Source organism: Geobacillus sp. TFV-3 (assembly GCF_009901865.1).
In the GTDB taxonomy this organism is placed as follows: domain Bacteria; phylum Bacillota; class Bacilli; order Bacillales; family Anoxybacillaceae; genus Geobacillus; species Geobacillus thermoleovorans_A.
Genome location: NZ_MPSP01000001.1, coordinates 133078 through 150000, shown reverse-complemented (window position 1 = coordinate 150000; position 16923 = coordinate 133078). Strand labels below are relative to the sequence as shown.

24 protein-coding genes and 1 pseudogene are annotated in these 16923 nt (G+C 51.3%); 2 read left to right on the top strand and 23 right to left on the bottom strand.

The genetic code is table 11. The features are described 5' to 3' along the window. The first annotated feature begins 470 nt into the window (after nt 1-470). Nucleotides 471-1226, top strand: coding sequence for a polysaccharide deacetylase family sporulation protein PdaB (gene pdaB / locus BJQ97_RS00850; protein WP_160155161.1), 756 nt, complete (start codon nt 471-473; stop codon nt 1224-1226). Between the two features lie 108 nt (nt 1227-1334). Here pdaB and BJQ97_RS00845 read toward each other — a convergent pair whose 3' ends face one another. Continuing rightward, nucleotides 1335-1934, bottom strand: coding sequence for a KinB-signaling pathway activation protein (locus BJQ97_RS00845; protein ID WP_160155160.1), 600 nt, complete (start codon nt 1932-1934; stop codon nt 1335-1337). 149 nt (nt 1935-2083) lie between these two features. On the opposite strand from BJQ97_RS00845, the pseudogene gerD reads away from it, so the two are divergent. Next, nucleotides 2084-2712 (top strand): annotated as a pseudogene (gene gerD, locus BJQ97_RS00840) (spore germination lipoprotein GerD). Between the two features lie 89 nt (nt 2713-2801). Here the strand turns inward: gerD and BJQ97_RS00835 are convergent. The 22 genes from BJQ97_RS00835 to rplR form a co-directional block, all read right to left on the bottom strand. Continuing rightward, a complete protein-coding gene (locus tag BJQ97_RS00835) occupies nt 2802-3818 on the bottom strand; it encodes an Mrp/NBP35 family ATP-binding protein (RefSeq protein WP_160155159.1) in 1017 nt (338 codons plus the stop codon). Between the two features lie 191 nt (nt 3819-4009). Next, nucleotides 4010-4726, bottom strand: coding sequence for an N-acetylmuramoyl-L-alanine amidase CwlD (gene cwlD, locus BJQ97_RS00830; RefSeq protein WP_160155158.1), 717 nt, complete (start codon nt 4724-4726; stop codon nt 4010-4012). A gap of 66 nt (nt 4727-4792) precedes the next feature. Then, nucleotides 4793-5233, bottom strand: a complete 441-nt coding sequence (locus tag BJQ97_RS00825) for a YbaK family protein (RefSeq protein ID WP_160155157.1) — start codon at nt 5231-5233, stop codon at nt 4793-4795. 119 nt (nt 5234-5352) lie between these two features. Continuing rightward, nucleotides 5353-5745 carry a 30S ribosomal protein S9 gene (gene rpsI, locus BJQ97_RS00820; protein ID WP_160157507.1) on the bottom strand — a complete coding sequence of 131 codons (393 nt, stop codon included), beginning with the start codon at nt 5743-5745 and terminating at the stop codon, nt 5353-5355. A gap of 22 nt (nt 5746-5767) precedes the next feature. Next, nucleotides 5768-6205 carry a 50S ribosomal protein L13 gene (gene rplM / locus BJQ97_RS00815; RefSeq protein WP_008881912.1) on the bottom strand — a complete coding sequence of 146 codons (438 nt, stop codon included), beginning with the start codon at nt 6203-6205 and terminating at the stop codon, nt 5768-5770. 178 nt (nt 6206-6383) lie between these two features. After that, on the bottom strand, nt 6384-7160 hold the full coding sequence (gene truA / locus BJQ97_RS00810) for a tRNA pseudouridine(38-40) synthase TruA (RefSeq protein ID WP_160155156.1): 777 nt from the start codon (nt 7158-7160) through the stop codon (nt 6384-6386). A gap of 12 nt (nt 7161-7172) precedes the next feature. Then, nucleotides 7173-7970 carry an energy-coupling factor transporter transmembrane component T family protein gene (locus BJQ97_RS00805; RefSeq protein WP_160155155.1) on the bottom strand — a complete coding sequence of 266 codons (798 nt, stop codon included), beginning with the start codon at nt 7968-7970 and terminating at the stop codon, nt 7173-7175. Beyond that, nucleotides 7963-8835: an energy-coupling factor ABC transporter ATP-binding protein gene (locus BJQ97_RS00800; protein ID WP_160155154.1), complete on the bottom strand. Its 873-nt coding sequence runs from the start codon at nt 8833-8835 to the stop codon at nt 7963-7965. The genes BJQ97_RS00805 and BJQ97_RS00800 overlap by 8 nt, the downstream gene beginning before the upstream one ends. Continuing rightward, complete coding sequence (locus BJQ97_RS00795; protein ID WP_160155153.1) at nt 8811-9650, bottom strand: energy-coupling factor ABC transporter ATP-binding protein; 840 nt, start codon at nt 9648-9650, stop codon at nt 8811-8813. The genes BJQ97_RS00800 and BJQ97_RS00795 overlap by 25 nt, the downstream gene beginning before the upstream one ends. Before the next feature lie 123 nt (nt 9651-9773). Beyond that, on the bottom strand, nt 9774-10136 hold the full coding sequence (rplQ, locus tag BJQ97_RS00790; RefSeq protein WP_011229646.1) for a 50S ribosomal protein L17: 363 nt from the start codon (nt 10134-10136) through the stop codon (nt 9774-9776). 100 nt (nt 10137-10236) lie between these two features. Then, nucleotides 10237-11181 (bottom strand): DNA-directed RNA polymerase subunit alpha, encoded by a 945-nt coding sequence (locus tag BJQ97_RS00785; RefSeq protein ID WP_011229645.1) that lies wholly within the window; start codon nt 11179-11181, stop codon nt 10237-10239. Between the two features lie 150 nt (nt 11182-11331). Beyond that, entirely contained in the window at nt 11332-11721 is a 390-nt protein-coding gene (rpsK, locus tag BJQ97_RS00780) for a 30S ribosomal protein S11 (protein WP_011229644.1), read from the bottom strand. A gap of 25 nt (nt 11722-11746) precedes the next feature. Next, nucleotides 11747-12112, bottom strand: coding sequence for a 30S ribosomal protein S13 (gene rpsM, locus BJQ97_RS00775; RefSeq protein ID WP_015373728.1), 366 nt, complete (start codon nt 12110-12112; stop codon nt 11747-11749). 20 nt (nt 12113-12132) lie between these two features. After that, nucleotides 12133-12246, bottom strand: a complete 114-nt coding sequence (gene rpmJ / locus BJQ97_RS00770) for a 50S ribosomal protein L36 (RefSeq protein WP_011229643.1) — start codon at nt 12244-12246, stop codon at nt 12133-12135. Nucleotides 12247-12282: 36 nt separating this feature from the next. Beyond that, entirely contained in the window at nt 12283-12501 is a 219-nt protein-coding gene (gene infA / locus BJQ97_RS00765) for a translation initiation factor IF-1 (RefSeq protein WP_011229642.1), read from the bottom strand. A gap of 81 nt (nt 12502-12582) precedes the next feature. Next, entirely contained in the window at nt 12583-13365 is a 783-nt protein-coding gene (gene map / locus BJQ97_RS00760; RefSeq protein WP_160155152.1) for a type I methionyl aminopeptidase, read from the bottom strand. Next, on the bottom strand, nt 13362-14015 hold the full coding sequence (locus BJQ97_RS00755) for an adenylate kinase (RefSeq protein ID WP_160155151.1): 654 nt from the start codon (nt 14013-14015) through the stop codon (nt 13362-13364). The genes map and BJQ97_RS00755 overlap by 4 nt, the downstream gene beginning before the upstream one ends. A 43-nt stretch (nt 14016-14058) precedes the next feature. Then, the gene (secY, locus tag BJQ97_RS00750; RefSeq protein ID WP_160155150.1) at nt 14059-15351 is read right to left on the bottom strand and encodes a preprotein translocase subunit SecY; all 1293 of its coding nucleotides are present in this window, start codon (nt 15349-15351) and stop codon (nt 14059-14061) included. Beyond that, entirely contained in the window at nt 15351-15791 is a 441-nt protein-coding gene (rplO, locus tag BJQ97_RS00745) for a 50S ribosomal protein L15 (protein WP_011229638.1), read from the bottom strand. The genes secY and rplO overlap by 1 nt, the downstream gene beginning before the upstream one ends. 20 nt (nt 15792-15811) lie before the next feature. After that, nucleotides 15812-16000: a 50S ribosomal protein L30 gene (gene rpmD / locus BJQ97_RS00740; protein ID WP_011229637.1), complete on the bottom strand. Its 189-nt coding sequence runs from the start codon at nt 15998-16000 to the stop codon at nt 15812-15814. A gap of 13 nt (nt 16001-16013) precedes the next feature. Continuing rightward, nucleotides 16014-16514: a 30S ribosomal protein S5 gene (rpsE, locus tag BJQ97_RS00735; RefSeq protein WP_011229636.1), complete on the bottom strand. Its 501-nt coding sequence runs from the start codon at nt 16512-16514 to the stop codon at nt 16014-16016. A 19-nt stretch (nt 16515-16533) separates the two neighbouring features. Then, nucleotides 16534-16896, bottom strand: coding sequence for a 50S ribosomal protein L18 (gene rplR / locus BJQ97_RS00730; protein ID WP_011229635.1), 363 nt, complete (start codon nt 16894-16896; stop codon nt 16534-16536). Nucleotides 16897-16923 lie beyond the last annotated feature (27 nt).

The following is a 16923-nucleotide window of genomic DNA, read 5'->3' as shown; positions in this document are numbered from 1 at the left end:
GGCAATACCTTAAATACCAAGTGACAGTCGCGTTACAGAAAATCCACTGTCATGGGATTTCTAAGAAACGACCTTCGGGATCGAGGAAAGGAAACAGGTATTCATTCAACGACACAGATGAAACACGCTCTGTCTTATTGCCAAAACTTTGCGGAATGGTTGAAAAAACAAGGAGTGAGGGATCTTTTTCAGTTAAAACGGTCTCATTATCGCGACTATATTGCATATCTGCAAGGGGAAGGTGTTTCAAACAGCCATCTGATTAACGTGGAGATGAATCTACGATTGTTGGCCAAAGGAATGTAGCTCTCAAAGGAATTCGGGGCACAAACACCAACTTATTCCTATGATTGTCTCCATCTCTTTGAGAGCAAGAGGTATGGCAAATATGTTTCATAACCTCCATGGCTGTCCGCATAAAGATTTAGTAGGACAACGATTTTCCAATGCAAAAAAGGGGGACCGATGCCATGTTTTACACGCTGAACGGGCGAACGCTGAAAAAAGCTCTCATTATTATCTGCTCCGCCTTTTTCACTGCTATCGTCTTGTACGCTTACGAAATAAACCGTCCGGTTTTTTCGCTTCCTTCCGGACCGAAGGCGGTGTACAAAGTAGACAACGCCCGCAATGAGGTGGCGTTGACGTTCGATATCAGCTGGGGAGACGAGAACGCAGACAAAATTTTGGATGTCTTGAAGCAGCACGGGATTCAAAACGCAACCTTTTTTTTATCCGCCTCTTGGGCTGAACGCCATCCAGCCGTGGTGAAGCGGATCAAAGAGGAGGGACATGAAATCGGCAGCATGGGGTATAACTTTGTCAACTATACGGAACTAGAGAACGCTAAAATCCGTCAAGACTTAATGATGGCGAAAAAAGTGTTCGATATGTTGGGAATTAAACAAGTGGAACTGCTGCGCCCTCCAGGAGGAAACTTCAACAAAAATGTGTTAAAGGTTGCCCAGTCCCTCGGTTACACCGTCGTCCATTGGAGCATTGATTCAAAAGATTGGCTCAATCCTGGAACAGACAAAATTGTCGAGAACGTCACGAGCGACATGGAACCTGGGGATATCATACTCCTTCACGCTTCTGATTCGGCAAAGCAAACGGCGAAAGCGTTGCCGAAAATTATCGCTTCCATAAAGGAAAACGGCTATAAGAACGCCAGCCTCTCTGAGCTGTTGGCAAACGGCGAGGCGGAAAGCCGTGGGATTGAGTGACGCGTTCTCGCAGAATCTTGACCGGTGCGATACGATCGCGCCGCAGGCAACCTTACATCCGGCCGCCTTTTGCACACTGCCATAAAAAACAGGCGGCGCCTTGCTTTCTTATTGTTTCGCGCCGCCTGTCAATTTATGCAGTATAAGAAGCTGATATGCATTGCATACTAATAAAGGAATGAGCATCAAATACAGCCAATCGCGGTCGTTGATGCGCAACACGGGAAACCATTCAATGACCGTCACGACGACCATAAAGAACAAAGCCGGGACGAACGCCCCTTTGTTCGTCTGTGCGCTCTTGACGTAGGCAACAGCCAACCCAACTGCCAAAATGAACAACGCCACTAGCATGTACGGGATGATCGAATCACCCTTGTCTGCAAACGCCATGTAACGGAAATACACTAAATCAAACAGCACAAACATAATCAAAACAAGCTGTACAGCGTTCCATAACGAACGGAAGATGCCAAGCCCGAACCGATGGACGGTTAAATAAGCAAAAAACCCCGCCTGACTGATGACGCTGAAAATAAAGCCAACGCCGATATGCCATAACAAAACAGCCATAAATTGGACCATTTCTAGGCTCAACAGCAAGCGCCCGAATTCTTCCCAGTTGAAAACAATGCCGACGGCCGCCGTGGCGATGCCGCCGATCAGCAGCGTCGATAAAAATAAACGCACCCATTTGCGGCTGTTCACAGCTTCATCCTCCATCATTTCAGCATAACCCGCTTACCATTTTACCAGCGCCCTTGTGAAAAAGCCAGCTCCGATCTCCCCCATGCATATTTTTTTCGCCAACATTCATATTAAGGGTGAGGGATTTTTGCAGAAAGGAGCTTACTTTCATGAACAAATGCCTACCGCTCCTCTTGCTCAGTTTTCTCGTTCTTGGTTCCTGTGCCCCTCAAGAAATCAGCCCCCCTCCCCGGATTATGACGAAACGAAAAAGATGGTTGTTGACATTTTAAAAACGGACGAGGGGAAAAAGGCAATTCAAGATATTATGTCGGAAGATCAGATGAAACAGCAACTAGTCATAGATCAAAAAACTGTAAAAGAAACACTGCAACAAATGCTGACATCCGATCAAGGAAAAAAGTTCTGGGAAAGTGCGTTAAAAGACCCGAAATTCGCGGAAAGTTTTGCCAAAGGGCTGCAGGCAGAACATGAAAAAATGATGAAGGCGCTCATGAAAGATCCCGATTACCAGGCGCTGATGATCGATATTTTAAAAGATCCAGAAATGGAAAAAGCCTTGGTCGATGTCTTAAAAAGCAAAGAGTTCCGCCAGCATTTGCAAAAGGTGATCACGGAAACGTTGAACAGCCCGCTGTATCAGGCGAAAATTCAAGATATGTTGATGAAAGCAGCTGAAAAGGTTCAGCAAGGCGGAGAAAAACAAGGAGAAGAAGGCGGAGGGGAAGGGGGAGAAGGAGAAGAAAGCACCGGCAACCAACAAGGTGGAGGAGGTTAATCAAACAAAAAAGCGTCCGTGCGCTGAAAACCGCCAACGAACGCTCTAATCGGCGGTTTCTCGCCATCGGACGCTTTTTGTGAAACCGATCAGTATTTCGCAACGATTTTGCGGGCAATATCCATATAAATTTTCCCGATCGGATGATCTTCTGCGTAAACGGACGGAGCGAAGTCGTCGTCGTTCCAATCCGGTTGCTGAAGCGGCAGCTGCCCTAACAGCTCAGTTTGCAGCTCTTTGGCCAGCTTTTCTCCGCCGCCTTTGCCAAACACATACTCTCTTTCTCCCGTTTTCCGGCTCTCGTAGTACGACATATTTTCGATCACGCCGATAATTTCATGTTCGGTGCGCAGCGCCATTGCCCCAGCGCGGGCAGCGACAAACGCAGCGGTCGGGTGCGGAGTCGTAACGATAATTTCTTTGCACGACGGCAAGAGCGTATGGACGTCCAAGGCGACGTCGCCCGTGCCAGGCGGCAAGTCAAGCAGCAAATAATCCAAATCGCCCCATTCGACTTCTTTGAAAAAGTTGTTCAACATTTTCCCCAGCATCGGGCCGCGCCAAATGACCGGGGCGTTGTCCTCGACGAAAAAAGCCATCGAAATGACTTTTACGCCAAACCGTTCGACTGGGATGATTTTATCGCCCCTCACCGTTGGGCGCTCGGTGATTCCCATCATGTCCGGAACGCTGAACCCATAAATGTCCGCGTCAATCAACCCAACTTTTTTGCCAAGCCGGGCGAGTGCGACGGCCAAATTGACGGAAACGGTCGACTTGCCGACCCCGCCTTTGCCGCTGGCAATGGCGATATACGTCGTTTTTTGCTTGTTTTCGCTATATTTCTCCACCACGTCGCGCGGCAGTTCGGCAAACCGCAGCCCGACCGTCGCAGCACCCGCGTCTTTCAGCTGCTGGACGATCGCCGTTTGCACGCGAAGCTGCTCGGGCGTGCCGGTTTTGGCGAGAGCGATTTTCACGCTGACATGGTTTTTCTCTTCCTTAATTTTGATTTCTTGGATGGCATTCGTCTCTTTAAACGTTTTGTTTAAAAAGGGATCTTTCATCTTTTCGAGAATGGCGCGCACTTCAATTTCCGTCAACATCGTATTCACCAACCTTTTGCAAATCAATGGTCGTTTCTACATGTTATCATACCATAAATCGGCAGACGGCCGCCATGTTTGACTTGCTCCCGCACGTCCCTGCAGTTGAAAAGGGAGATTTTGAATTCCTTTTGGCGAAACAACGCCGGTTGGCTGTCTGTCTCCTCTGTTCCGGCCATAAAAAATCCCCGCTACTCGCGAGGCGTATGTTCGTTGGAAAAGTAGCGGAGCACTCCTTTATAAATCGAGGCGGCCAGCTTCGTTTGGTAGCCGTCGGACGCAAGAAGCTCCCGCTCGTCTGGATTTGACAAAAAACCGACCTCGACGAGCGCACCAGGAATGTTGGCATGCTTCAGCAAATAGACAGTGTCAATCATTTTCGCCAGCCGGTGGGTGTTTTCCAAGTTGCGCCGCAATTCCTCTTGAATAAACTTCGCCAACCGCTCGTTTTCGATGAACGAGCCGTAATAAAACGTCTGTGCCCCCCGCCAACGCGGCGACGGGATGGCGTTGAGATGGATGCTGATGAAAAGATCGGCATTTGAGCGGTTCACAAAAGCTGTTCGTTCGAGCAAATCCTCCGTTTTCCGCCGGCTGTAGCCGCGTGTGGACGGGCTGGCCAAGTCCCGATCCGTCTCGCGCGTCATCAGGACGAGCGCCCCTTGCTGCTGCAGATAATCGCGCAGCTTTTTCGCCACGTTGAGCGCGATATCCTTTTCCACCACCTCACCGCCGACAGCGCCGCCGTCCGGTCCACCGTGACCGGGGTCCAATACAATGATTCTCCCAGACAATGGAAGATTCCACGGTTTTGTCGATGTCAATTCGGAAAATAAGGGTGGAAACAGCAAAATGCTCATAAGGGCCACGGCAGCAAAAGCGACCAGCCACTTCCATTTTTCTCTCATTGTTTCTCCTCCCGCGCGTTTCCCTTCTCTATCTTATATGGGACAAGGCGCGGGAATAGAACTCATTCAGCGAAGTTTTAGACGACGCCGTTTTTTGCCCCGCTCAAATCCTTCCGTCCACCAGCTGCCGATATATTGTTCACACGCGTCATACAGCGACTGGCTGAGGAAATCGTCGTCAATATGGCCCCAAAAGCAAAGAAAATCAAACAGCGTATCGATCAAATATTTTTCTTCTTGAGCACATCGACAGCGTACGCTGGCCGCCGGCTCCCCATAATAGCCGAATCGGCTGTAGCGAGCGCCGAGCAAATACGCTTCAATGGCCAGATCAATGCAGCCTTCCTCAACAACGGACGGAAACATTTGATACGCCGTATAAAACGGAACAAAGTGCTCAAGCGCTTTGTTCCGCAACTTCTCAAGGGAGAGTTCGCGCAACATGTTCCGTTCGTAACGGAGCTGCTTTTCCTGCCTTTTTTCCGCCAATGAAGTGATGACTGCCATCGTCTTTCACGCTCCTTTATGATGTAGTGTCTAACGATCGCTCACAATCATACGCGCGGGCCAAAGGCAGAAATAAGCAAAAAACCCAGCCGAATTGGCTGGGTTGAAACATCGTGCGATTAACGTTTCGAGAATTGCGGAGCGCGGCGGGCGCCTTTGAGCCCGTATTTTTTCCGTTCTTTGACGCGAGCATCGCGCGTCAGCAAGCCGGCCCGTTTCAGCACCGTGCGGAATTCCGGATCAACTTCAAGCAACGCGCGGGCGATGCCGTGGCGAATGGCGCCGGCTTGGCCAGCAAATCCGCCGCCTTGGACGTTCACCAAAACGTCATAGTTGCCAAGCGTTTCCGTCAATACGAGCGGCTGCTTCACCATCTCGATGAGCGCTTCCGACGGGATGTATTCGCGAATGTCTCGTTTATTGACGATGATGCGTCCATCGCCTGGAACGAGGCGGACGCGGGCAACCGAGCTTTTGCGACGACCTGTGCCGTAATATTGTACTTGTGCCAACATCAATACCCTCCCTTGTCAATTATCCGCGAAGTTCGTACACTTCTGGTTTTTGCGCTTGATGCGGATGTTCGCTTCCACGGTATACGTGCAACTTTTTGAACATTTGCCGGCCGAGGCTGCCTTTTGGAAGCATGCCGCGCACGGCACGTTCGATCATTTGTTCCGGGTAGTTCGTACGCATTTCCAGCGCTGTTCTTACTTTTAAACCGCCTGGATGTAAGCTGTGGCGATAGTACAGTTTTTTCGTCAATTTTTTCCCTGTCAGTTCGACTTTGTCGGCATTGATGACGATGACGTGGTCCCCGCAGTCAACATGCGGAGTGAACGTCGGTTTATGTTTGCCGCGCAACAGCGCTGCTACTTCGCTGGCTAAACGGCCTAACGTTTTGCCAGCTGCGTCGACAACGTACCATTTCCGCTCTACTTCGTTCGGTTTCGCCATGTAAGTCGTACGCAATGCAGTTCCCTCCTAAAATAAAAAATGAACAAACAAATGGTCGTTTATTTCAACACGATTATTGTCCGGGGCTAATCGTGGAAAATACATGCCATATGATATAATAGCTTGCCGGCGCGCCAATGTCAAGAAAATGTTACACAAGGATTCGTTGCCTTAGAAAATAAGGGTGAAAACATCAGCCATCCGCCAATTGACGCTCTAACCATTCATCCGCATAGTATACACGCCATAAATACAGACCTTCGGCTGGCGCGGTTGGACCAGCGAGGCGCCGATCTTTCGCCGCAAGCAGTGTCGAAATGTCGGCGGGAGAACGCTTCCCTCGGCCGATCTCCAACACCGTGCCAACGACAATGCGCACCATGTTGTATAAAAAGCCGCTGCCGATAAACCGAAACTCGAGCATCGGGCCGTCGGCCTTCACTTCAGCCCGATACATGGTGCGCACCCGGTCTTCGATCGACGTTTTGGCGGAACAAAAGCTTGTAAAATCGTGTGTTCCATGAAGCAAACGAAGCGCCTCGTTCATCGCGCTGATATGAAGCGAATATGGATGCCATGCGCAGTAATGGCGGCGAAACACGTCGCGCTCGGCAGCCGTCCATACTTTATAGCGGTATTCTTTCGCTTTCGCCGAAAAACGGGCGTGGAAGTCTGCATCGGCCTCCTGGACAAAGCGAACGACGATATCATCCGGCAGCTGGGCGTTCAACGCCTTTTTCCACTGCTCCGAGGAAAGGGAAAGCGGCGTATCAAAGTGGATCACTTGCCCATAGGCATGAACGCCGGCATCCGTCCTTCCGGAAGCCGCCACACGCACTTCCGTCCCTTTATGCATCCGCCGAAGCACTTCCTCAAACTCGCCTTGCACCGTCCGTTTTCCCGGCTGGATTTGGTAGCCGGAAAAGTGGGTGCCATCATAGGCGATGATGCATTTGATCCGTTGTGTCATGGCCTTCCTCCGCTATGAGCGTAATAAACAAAGCAATACGGCCAAGAGCGCCACGGCCGCTAAAAACGCGATGTCCACCGGCTTCCAAGCGAGCTGGCGGAATTTCGTCCGCCCTTCCCCGCCGCGGTAGCCGCGCGCCTCCATGGCTATCGCCAGCTCATCGGCTCGTTTGAACGAGCTGATAAACAGGGGCACAAGCAGTGAGACAATGGCTTTCATCCGTTCGGAAAAACGGCCTCCAGAAAAATCCACACCGCGGGCCGCCTGTGCTTTCATAATTTTTTCCGTCTCTTCCATCAATGTTGGAATGAATCGAAGCGAAATGGCCATCATCAAGGCGAGCTCATGGACAGGAACGCGCATCTTTTTGAGCGGCCCGAGCAAACTTTCGACGCCGTCGGTCACTTCAATTGGCGTCGTCGTCAACGTCAACATCGTCGTCATCAATACAAGGAGCAAAAACCTTAGGGAAATAAAGATCCCTTGCTTGATGCCGTCTTCATATACAGAGAGCGCACCGATTTGGTAGATGACGTCTCCTTCTTTCGTCATGAATAGATGCAACAGCAATGTAAACAAAACGACCCATAAAATCGGTTTCAAGCCGCGGGCAATGAACGAAAACGGAATGCGAGACAGCGTTGCAAAGGCAAACGCAAACAGCGACAGCAGTGCATACGTCGCCGCATTGTTCGCCAAAAAGACGATCAGGACGTAAGCAAACACGATCAATAGTTTGGCGCGCGGGTCTAAGCGATGAATGACGGAATGACCAGGCACATATTGACCGATAATCAAATGATTAGTCATGGACGCTCACCTTGGAGAGCAATTGCTGGATGGCTTCCGCTGTCTGTTCCAACGTCAAGCATGGCGACGGAATGACAACGCCGAACCGCTTTTCGAGCTGCTGTTTCAATTTGACCGTTTCCGGCACGCTCAAACCGATCGCAGCCAGTTTGTCAGCATCGCGAAACATCTCTTCTGGCGTTCCATGCCCCCATACCGTCCCTTCATGCATGACGATGATCTCATCAGCGTACCGAGCTGCATCTTCCATGCTGTGGGTGACGAGAACGGTTGTCAACTGCTTCTCACGATGGAGGCGATAAAACATCTCCATTATCTCTTTTCGACCGCGCGGATCAAGGCCCGCGGTCGGTTCATCGAGCACGAGCACTTCTGGTTCAAGCGCGAGCACGCCAGCGATGGCGACGCGCCGCATTTGTCCTCCGCTCAAATCAAATGGGGACTTCGCCAATACATCTTCACTCAATCCGACAATCCTGATGAGCTCCCGCGCCTTCCGCTTCGCCTCGTCTTCCGGCACTCCAAAATTGAGCGGGCCAAAACAAATATCTTTCTCCACTGTTTCTTCAAACAACTGATGCTCCGGGAACTGGAAGACGATCCCGACCTTTTTGCGCAGCGGTTTCAGCTGCTTTGGCCGCTTATTGCTCGTGATCGTCTCTTCGCCGATCTTCACCGCGCCGCTTGTCGGCTGCAGCAAGCCGTTTAAATGCTGAAGGAGGGTCGATTTTCCCGAGCCCGTATGCCCAACCACGGCGACGTACGCCCCGCTTCGGATTGCGACATTGACATCATAGAGCGCCCGACGGGCAAGCGGTGAACGGGCGTTGTACACATGCTCTACTTTTTCGAATACAATGTCCATAACTCCTCGACCAACTCCTCTGTCGTAAAATATCCAACCCGAAGCGGAATGCCTTGTTCCCGCAAACGGCTGCCCATTTTCACGGCAAACGGCAAATCAAGACCGATGCGCTCGAGCTTGCTTCCGAGCCGAAAGATTTGCTCCGGCGTCCCTTCTGCCATCACTTCGCCTTTGTTCATCACAATGAGGCGGTCTGCCTTCGCCGCTTCTTCCAAATCATGGGTGATCGACAACACCGTAATGCGCTGCTGGCGGTTTAGGCGGCGAACCGTCTCAAGCACTTCTTCCCTTCCGCGCGGGTCAAGCATCGATGTCGCTTCGTCCAAAATGATCATATCGGGGCGGAGCGCCAAAATGCCAGCGATGGCGACGCGCTGCTTTTGTCCGCCGGACAGCCGGTGCGGCTCATAATGGAGAAACGGTTCCATATGGACTTGGCGAATGGCCTCGCGAATGCGCTCGACCATTTCCGAGCGCGGAATGCCGTTGTTTTCCAGGGCAAAAGCGATGTCGTCTTCAACGGTCGCGCCGACAAACTGGTTGTCCGGATTCTGGAACACAAGGCCGACGCGGCGGCGCACCTCCCAAACAGTTGCGTCGTTCAAAAGGCGCCCAAACAAGCGAATGGCGCCCCGCTCCGGCCGAAGCAAACCCATCAGCATCCGAGCGATAGTCGATTTGCCGGATCCGTTATGGCCGACGATCGCCAGCCACTCCCCGCGCTCGGCCGTGAAACTGACGTTTTGCACCGCATAGTCGGATTGATTGGGATAGCGAAAGGACACTCCCTCGATCGACAAGATTGGTTCGGCCATGATCGTTTCCCCTTGCTTCGCCTTCGCCGCGTTGCAAACGCGGCTTACTAAATGATGGTAAACAAAAAAAGGGCATAGATCCAGTTCAAACGAAACTGTCTCGCCCTTGTTGAAATGAAACCGTTACACGAGTTCAATAATGACCATCGGCGCCCCGTCGCCGCGGCGAGGACCAAGTTTCATAATGCGCGTATAGCCGCCTTGGCGATCTTGGTAGCGCGGCGCAATGTCGCTGAACAGCTTTTGCAGTGCATCCTGGCCGGTTTCGCTGTTGGCGACCTCCTTGCGGATGAATGCCGCTGCTTGGCGGCGGGCATGCAAATCGCCGCGTTTGCCGAGCGTAATCATTTTTTCCATGACCGAGCGCAGTTCTTTCGCCCGCGCTTCCGTCGTTTCAATGCGTTCGTTGATGATTAAGTCTGTTGCCAAGTCGCGAAGCAGTGCTTTTCGTTGCGAAGTCGTGCGTCCTAATTTTCTGTACGACATCAAATGTCCCTCCCTTTTAAAGTGATGTGTTCCTCATGGTGGTCATCATCAAAACGATATGGTGAAAGTGTGTTTCCGGCTTGCCGGCGGAGGCCGGCGCTTAGTCGTCTTTGCGCAGGCTGAGACCAAGTTCAGCCAGTTTCGCTTTCACTTCCTCAAGCGACTTGCGGCCGAGGTTGCGTACTTTCATCATATCTTCTTCCGTTTTTTGCGTCAGTTCTTGAACAGTGTTGATGCCGGCCCGCTTCAAGCAATTGTAGGAACGAACCGAAAGATCGAGTTCCTCGATCGTCATTTCGAGCACTTTTTCTTTTTGATCGTCCTCTTTCTCGACCATGATCTCCGCGTTTTGCGCTTCATCCGTCAAGCCGACAAAAATGTTCAAGTGCTCCGTTAAAATTTTCGCTCCAAGGGAAATGGCCTCTTTCGGCCCGATGCTTCCATCCGTCCACACATCAATGGTCAGCTTGTCATAGTCCGTCACTTGGCCGACCCTTGTATTCTCGACTTGATAAGAAACTCGGGAGACCGGCGTATAAATAGAATCGATCGGAATGACGCCGATGGGCTGGTCTTCGCGCTTATTCGCCTCAGCCGGGACATATCCGCGCCCCCGCTTGGCAGTCATGCGCATGCGCAGGCGGCCGCCTTCCGCCAGCGTCGCGATATGAAGGTCCGGGTTTAAAATTTCGACATCGCTGTCGTGAGTGATATCGGCAGCCGTGACAACTCCTTCACCCTGCACATCAATCTCCAACGTTTTCTCTTCATCTGAATAAATTTTCAACGCTAGTTTTTTGATATTCAAAATGATGGCTGTCACATCTTCAACGACGCCGTCAATCGTTGAAAACTCATGCAAGACGCCGTCGATTTGCACCGATGTTACAGCTGCACCAGGGAGTGAAGACAATAGGATACGACGCAAGGAGTTCCCTAAGGTTGTACCATATCCACGCTCAAGCGGTTCGACGACGAATTTGCCATATTTGGCATCTTCGCTCAGTTCGACCGTTTCAATTTTCGGCTTTTCAATTTCAATCATCGATTATTATACCCTCCTTCAAAACGTCGAAACCCCGATCAAACGGTACACGCCTAACAACATTCCCCCATGAATCTCTCTTTACGCTTGCCTGCCATGGTCTTTATCATATCCCATTATTGACAATGGCCCAAATTCTATACAGGGGCGTTACACGCGGCGACGTTTTGGCGGACGGCATCCATTGTGCGGGATTGGAGTGACGTCTTTGATCGCCGTAATTTCCAACCCGGCTGCTTGCAATGCACGGATCGCTGCCTCGCGGCCAGCCCCCGGACCTTTGACGTTCACTTCGACCGTTTTCATGCCATGCTCCATCGACGCTTTCGCTGCTGCTTCAGCCGCCATTTGCGCCGCAAACGGCGTTGATTTGCGCGAACCTTTGAACCCCAGCGAGCCAGCGCTCGCCCAAGCAATGGCGTTGCCATGAACATCCGTAATCGTCACGATCGTGTTGTTGAACGTTGAACGGATATGGGCGATGCCTGTATCAATATTTTTTCTTACCCGGCGTTTACGAGTGTTTGTTCTGCGTGCCATTCGTCAAATGACCTCCTTTGCGTGATTATTTTTTCTTGTTCGCTACCGTGCGGCGCGGACCTTTGCGCGTGCGGGCATTGTTTTTCGTGTTTTGGCCGCGAACCGGCAATCCGCGGCGATGGCGAAGACCACGATAGCAGCCGATCTCCATCAAACGTTTAATGTTTAACGATACTTCCCGGCGCAAATCGCCTTCCACTTTTAAGCGGCCGACGATTTCACGAATGCGGCTAAGCTCTTCTTCCGTTAAGTCGCGAACGCGTGTGTCTTCCGATACACCGGCTTCTTTTAAGATTTTTTGTGCGGTCGGTTTGCCGATCCCATAAATGTATGTTAACGAAATGACTACCCGTTTATCACGCGGAATATCGACACCAGCAATGCGTGCCATATGATACACCTCCTTAGAAATTACCCTTGGCGTTGTTTGTGTTTCGGATTTTCACAAATGATCATGACTTTACCGCGTCTGCGAATAACTTTGCACTTTTCGCAAATCGGTTTGACAGATGGTCTTACTTTCATGTTGTTTACCTCCCTAATTGAACGGAGTGCATTCCTTTATTTATACCGATACGTAATTCGTCCACGCGTCAAATCGTACGGCGACAGCTCCACCGTCACCCGGTCGCCAGGCAAAATGCGGATGAAGTGCATGCGGATTTTGCCGGACACATGGGCCAACACCGTATGCCCATTTTCTAATTCTACACGAAACATCGCATTTGGCAATGTTTCGATGACGGTGCCTTCCACTTCGATTACATCATCTTTCGCCATCGAGCGGCTCTCCCTCCTTCGAATGAGTAACATTGTGTTACGCAAAACCGAACGCGATATCCATGATGATCGAGAAGACGTTTACCCCTTCCCACTTAATGAAGTGGGAGACTCATTTCCACAATGTGTTAAAATTTCGCAGCCATCTTCTGTAATGACAATCGTATGTTCGAAATGGGCGCACCGTTTTCCATCGGCCGTGACGACGGTCCAATCGTCGGCCAACGTTTTCACGTAACGGCTGCCGGCATTGACCATCGGCTCGATGCACAGAGCCATTCCCGGCCGCAAAATGGGGCCTTTGTTCGGCGGCCCATAATGTGGGATTTGTGGGTCTTCATGTAAGTGTTGACCAATTCCGTGCCCGACATACTCGCGGACAACGGAAAAGTGGTGCGCTTCGACATACGTTTGAATCGCATGGGAGATGTTCGTTAAACGAACGCCCGGTTTGGCCTCGGCGAGCCCGACGTACAGCGATTGCTCTGTCACGTCAAGCAGCCGCTTCGTCTCGGCGTCGATGTCCCCAACCGGATACGTCCAGGCCGAGTCGGCGTGATAGCCTTCATACTGCGCGCCGACATCGATCGTAATAATATCGCCGTCTTGCAGCACGCGGTCGCCGGGAATCCCGTGCACGAGCTCTTCATTCACCGAGGCGCAAATGCTTCCCGGAAATCCTTGATATCCTTTAAACGACGGAATGGCGCCATGGGAACGAATCACTTCCTCCGCGATGGCGTCCAGTTCCTTTGTCGTGATTCCCGGGCGAATGTGCTTTTGCAATTCTTTCAACGTAAGGGAAACGATTTTTCCCGCCTCGCGCATCAAAGCAATTTCCTGCGCGGTTTTGCAGCGAATCATCGAGCAAGTCCCCCGAGCAATTCACGAATATCCGCAAACACCTTTTCCATTTCCTGTTCACCGTTAATGTGGCGCAAATAGTCTTTTTGCTCGTAAAAATCAAGGAGCGGCTTCATTTGTTTCATGTTCACTTCAAGCCGGTTGGCCACTGTTGCTTCATTATCATCGGGGCGCTGGTACAGCTCGCCGCCGCACTTATCGCATACGCCTGGTTTGGCCGGCGGATGAAAAACGAGATGGTACGTTGCTCCGCAATTGCGGCAAATGCGTCTGCCGGTCAGACGCTCCATTAAGACCTCTTGGCGAACGTCGATATGGATGACATAGTCAAGCTTGCGCCGGATTTCCGCCAACATTGTTTCGAGCGCTTCCGCCTGAGGAACCGTGCGCGGGAATCCATCGAGCAAAAAACCATTTTGGCAATCTTCTTTGCTCAACCGTTCGCGGACGATGCCGATCGTCACTTCATCCGGCACGAGATCGCCGCGATCCATATACTGCTTCGCCTGAAGCCCTAACGGCGTCCCTTCATTGATCGCCGCTCGAAACATATCGCCCGTTGATATGTGCGGAATTCCGTAAGCCTCGACAATTTTCTCGGCTTGCGTGCCTTTGCCGGCACCCGGCAGCCCCATCAGCACTAAATTCATCCTTACTCCCCCTATCGGCAAGGGACGTCCGTTCTTGCCTTCTTTATTTGATGAATCCACGGTAATGGCGTTTCACCAGCTGGCTCTCAAGCTGTTTCATCGTCTCAAGCGCCACGCCGACGACAATAAGCAAGCTCGTACCGCCGATTCGTGCGGAAGATGGCAAGTTGGCAAAATTCACAAAGAACACCGGCAGCACAGCGACAACCGCCAAAAAGATTGATCCGACAAGCGTTAGCCGGTATAAAATTCTCGTCACGTACTCTTGTGTGTTTTTCCCAGGACGAATCCCTGGGATGTAGCCGCCTTGTTTTTTCAAGTTGTCCGCCATCTGCTCCGGATTGACTTGAACAAACGCATAAAAGTACGTAAACGCAATGATAAGCACGACGTAAATGATCATCCCAACCGGGTGCGTATAATCAAACGTTCGGCGAATCCACAATGTTACATCATTCGTGCCAAAAAACGATGCAATTGTCGGTGGTGCAATCAAAAACGATACAGCGAAAATGACCGGAATGACTCCCGCTGGGTTCACTTTGAGCGGCAAATGCGTCGAGTGGCCGCCCACCGGGCTTCGGCCCTCAAGCCGCTTCGCGTATTGAATCGGAATTTTCCGGAACGCCTGCTGGATGTAAATGACACCAACGATGACGGCAACGACTGCCAACGCCACAAGCAGGAGCCGGATGATGCGCAAAAACACATCTTCCCCGACATTTTCAAACTGTTGGGCGTAAATTTGGTTCAAGACCGTCGGAATGCCTGAGACAATCCCGGCGAAAATAATGATCGAAATGCCATTGCCCACGCCTTTCGCGGTGATCTGTTCGCCGAGCCACATTAAAAATGCGGTGCCGGCGGTCAAGACAACCGCGATCAGCAAATACGTGCCGATGCCCGGATTTTTGATCAACATCCCCCCGGCTAAATTGTTAAAGCCGTACGACATGCCGATGGCTTGGATAAACCCGAGCACGACCGTGAAATAGCGGGTAAACTGAGCTAATTTACGCCGGCCAACCTCGCCTTGCTTCGACCACTCTGTAAATTTTGGAACAACGTCCATTTGCAGCAGCTGGACGATAATCGATGCCGTGATATAGGGCATAACCCCCATGGCAAAAATCGAAAAGTTTCGCAGCGCCCCGCCGCCGAAAATGTTCAGGACGCCGAATGCATTCAATTCATCTTGCAGTTTCAACACATCCGCGTTCACGCCCGGAACAGGAATGAACGTTCCAATGCGGAACACGATCAACATAAGAAGAGTGAAAATAATTTTGTTTCGAATATCACTGACGCGCATAAAGTTGGAGATTGTCCGAAACATTAAATCACCTCAGTTTTACCGCCAGCCGCCTCAATGGCCTCTTTCGCCGATGCCGAGAACTTATGCGCTTTGACCGTCAGCTTTTTCTCGATTTGGCCTTTGCCCAAAATTTTCACGCCCGATTTCAGCTTGCTGATGACGCCTGTTTCAAGGAGCAATTCAGGCGTTACTTCCGTTCCGTCTTCAAAGCGGTTTAGTTTTTCCAGATTCACGACCGCATATTCTTTCCGATTGATGTTCGTAAACCCGCGTTTCGGCAAGCGGCGGAACAGCGGGGTTTGACCGCCTTCGAACCCAAGACGAACTCCTCCACCCGAGCGGGCATTTTGACCTTTTTGACCGCGGCCGGACGTTTTGCCGTTGCCCGAACCGATCCCGCGGCCGACGCGCACAGCTTTCTTTCGGGATCCCGGCGCTGGTTGCAATTCATGAAGTTTCATGGCAAAGCACCTCCTTATGATTATTCCTCGATTTCTTTCACTTTGACAAGGTGGGCTACTTTGTTGATCATCCCGCGGATCGCAGGATTGTCATTGTGGATGACCGTTTGGTGCATTTTTCGCAGGCCGAGCGTTCTGACGGTAACGCGTTGGTCTTCCGGACGGCCAATCACGCTGCGCGTGAGGGTAATCGCCAGTTTTTTTGCCATGATCGTTCCCTCCTTATCCTAACAGTTCCTCGACTGTTTTGCCGCGCAATCTCGCTACGTCTTCGGCGCGTTTTAATTGTTTCAGCCCATCAAACGTTGCGCGCACCATGTTGATTGGCGTGTTTGAGCCGATCGATTTCGACAAGATGTCGCTGATGCCCGCCAGCTCCAACACCGCACGCGCCGGACCCCCAGCGATGACCCCGGTACCTTCGGAAGCGGGTTTTAAAATGATTTCCCCGGCACCGAAATGGCCGATGACTTCATGCGGAATCGTTGTGCCGACGATCGGCACTTCAATTAAGTTTTTCTTCGCATCTTCAATCGCTTTGCGGATCGCTTCTGGAACCTCTTGTGCTTTTCCAGTGCCAAATCCGACATGGCCGTTTTTATCGCCGACAACGACGAGAGCTGAAAAGCGTAGGCGACGTCCGCCTTTCACGACTTTTGCTACACGGTTGACCGCGACTACACGCTCTTCCAATTCAAGTTTGTTTGGATCGATACGACGCATCGTTGTCCCTCCTTTGTAATTAGAATTCCAAGCCGGCTTCGCGGGCGGCGTCTGCCAAAGCTTTTACCCGTCCGTGATATAAATACCCGCCACGATCGAACACGACTTTTTTAATACCTTTTTCCAACGCACGTTTGGCGACAAGTTCGCCGACTTTTTTCGCTGCCTCAATGTTGTTCGTCGAATCTAAGCCAAACTCTTTATCCAACGTGGAGGCGCTGACGATCGTTGACGACTTTGTATCATCAATAATTTGCGCGTAAATATGTTTATTTGAACGGAACACGCTCAACCGCGGACGTTCAGCCGTGCCGAAGATTTTTTTGCGGATGCGCGCGTGTCTTTTCTTCCGAACCGCGTTTCGGTCCACTTTCGTGATCATCGAATGTCACTCCTTTCGCTTCGCTAT

What these genes read in the sequence shown, in the direction of transcription:
- pdaB (WP_160155161.1), top strand. Translation starts at nt 471, where the DNA reads ATGTTTTACACGCTGAACGGGCGAACGCTGAAAAAAGCTCTCATTATT.
- truA (WP_160155156.1), bottom strand. Translation starts at nt 7,160, where the DNA reads ATGACACAACGGATCAAATGCATCATCGCCTATGATGGCACCCACTTT.
- BJQ97_RS00825 (WP_160155157.1), bottom strand. Translation starts at nt 5,233, where the DNA reads ATGGCAGTCATCACTTCATTGGCGGAAAAAAGGCAGGAAAAGCAGCTC.
- cwlD (WP_160155158.1), bottom strand. Translation starts at nt 4,726, where the DNA reads ATGAGAGAAAAATGGAAGTGGCTGGTCGCTTTTGCTGCCGTGGCCCTT.
- BJQ97_RS00800 (WP_160155154.1), bottom strand. Translation starts at nt 8,835, where the DNA reads ATGGACATTGTATTCGAAAAAGTAGAGCATGTGTACAACGCCCGTTCA.
- rpmJ (WP_011229643.1), bottom strand. Translation starts at nt 12,246, where the DNA reads ATGAAAGTAAGACCATCTGTCAAACCGATTTGCGAAAAGTGCAAAGTT.
- secY (WP_160155150.1), bottom strand. Translation starts at nt 15,351, where the DNA reads ATGTTTCGGACAATCTCCAACTTTATGCGCGTCAGTGATATTCGAAAC.
- rpsM (WP_015373728.1), bottom strand. Translation starts at nt 12,112, where the DNA reads ATGGCACGCATTGCTGGTGTCGATATTCCGCGTGATAAACGGGTAGTC.
- map (WP_160155152.1), bottom strand. Translation starts at nt 13,365, where the DNA reads ATGATTCGCTGCAAAACCGCGCAGGAAATTGCTTTGATGCGCGAGGCG.
- BJQ97_RS00805 (WP_160155155.1), bottom strand. Translation starts at nt 7,970, where the DNA reads ATGACTAATCATTTGATTATCGGTCAATATGTGCCTGGTCATTCCGTC.
- rpmD (WP_011229637.1), bottom strand. Translation starts at nt 16,000, where the DNA reads ATGGCAAAAAAACTGGCGATTACCCTCACGCGCAGCGTGATTGGCCGT.
- rpsE (WP_011229636.1), bottom strand. Translation starts at nt 16,514, where the DNA reads ATGCGTCGTATCGATCCAAACAAACTTGAATTGGAAGAGCGTGTAGTC.
- rpsK (WP_011229644.1), bottom strand. Translation starts at nt 11,721, where the DNA reads ATGGCACGCAGAACAAACACTCGTAAACGCCGGGTAAGAAAAAATATT.
- rplO (WP_011229638.1), bottom strand. Translation starts at nt 15,791, where the DNA reads ATGAAACTTCATGAATTGCAACCAGCGCCGGGATCCCGAAAGAAAGCT.
- rplR (WP_011229635.1), bottom strand. Translation starts at nt 16,896, where the DNA reads ATGATCACGAAAGTGGACCGAAACGCGGTTCGGAAGAAAAGACACGCG.
- BJQ97_RS00835 (WP_160155159.1), bottom strand. Translation starts at nt 3,818, where the DNA reads ATGTTGACGGAAATTGAAGTGCGCGCCATTCTCGAAAAGATGAAAGAT.
- BJQ97_RS00795 (WP_160155153.1), bottom strand. Translation starts at nt 9,650, where the DNA reads ATGGCCGAACCAATCTTGTCGATCGAGGGAGTGTCCTTTCGCTATCCC.
- BJQ97_RS00785 (WP_011229645.1), bottom strand. Translation starts at nt 11,181, where the DNA reads ATGATTGAAATTGAAAAGCCGAAAATTGAAACGGTCGAACTGAGCGAA.
- infA (WP_011229642.1), bottom strand. Translation starts at nt 12,501, where the DNA reads ATGGCGAAAGATGATGTAATCGAAGTGGAAGGCACCGTCATCGAAACA.
- rplQ (WP_011229646.1), bottom strand. Translation starts at nt 10,136, where the DNA reads ATGTCGTACAGAAAATTAGGACGCACGACTTCGCAACGAAAAGCACTG.
- BJQ97_RS00755 (WP_160155151.1), bottom strand. Translation starts at nt 14,015, where the DNA reads ATGAATTTAGTGCTGATGGGGCTGCCGGGTGCCGGCAAAGGCACGCAA.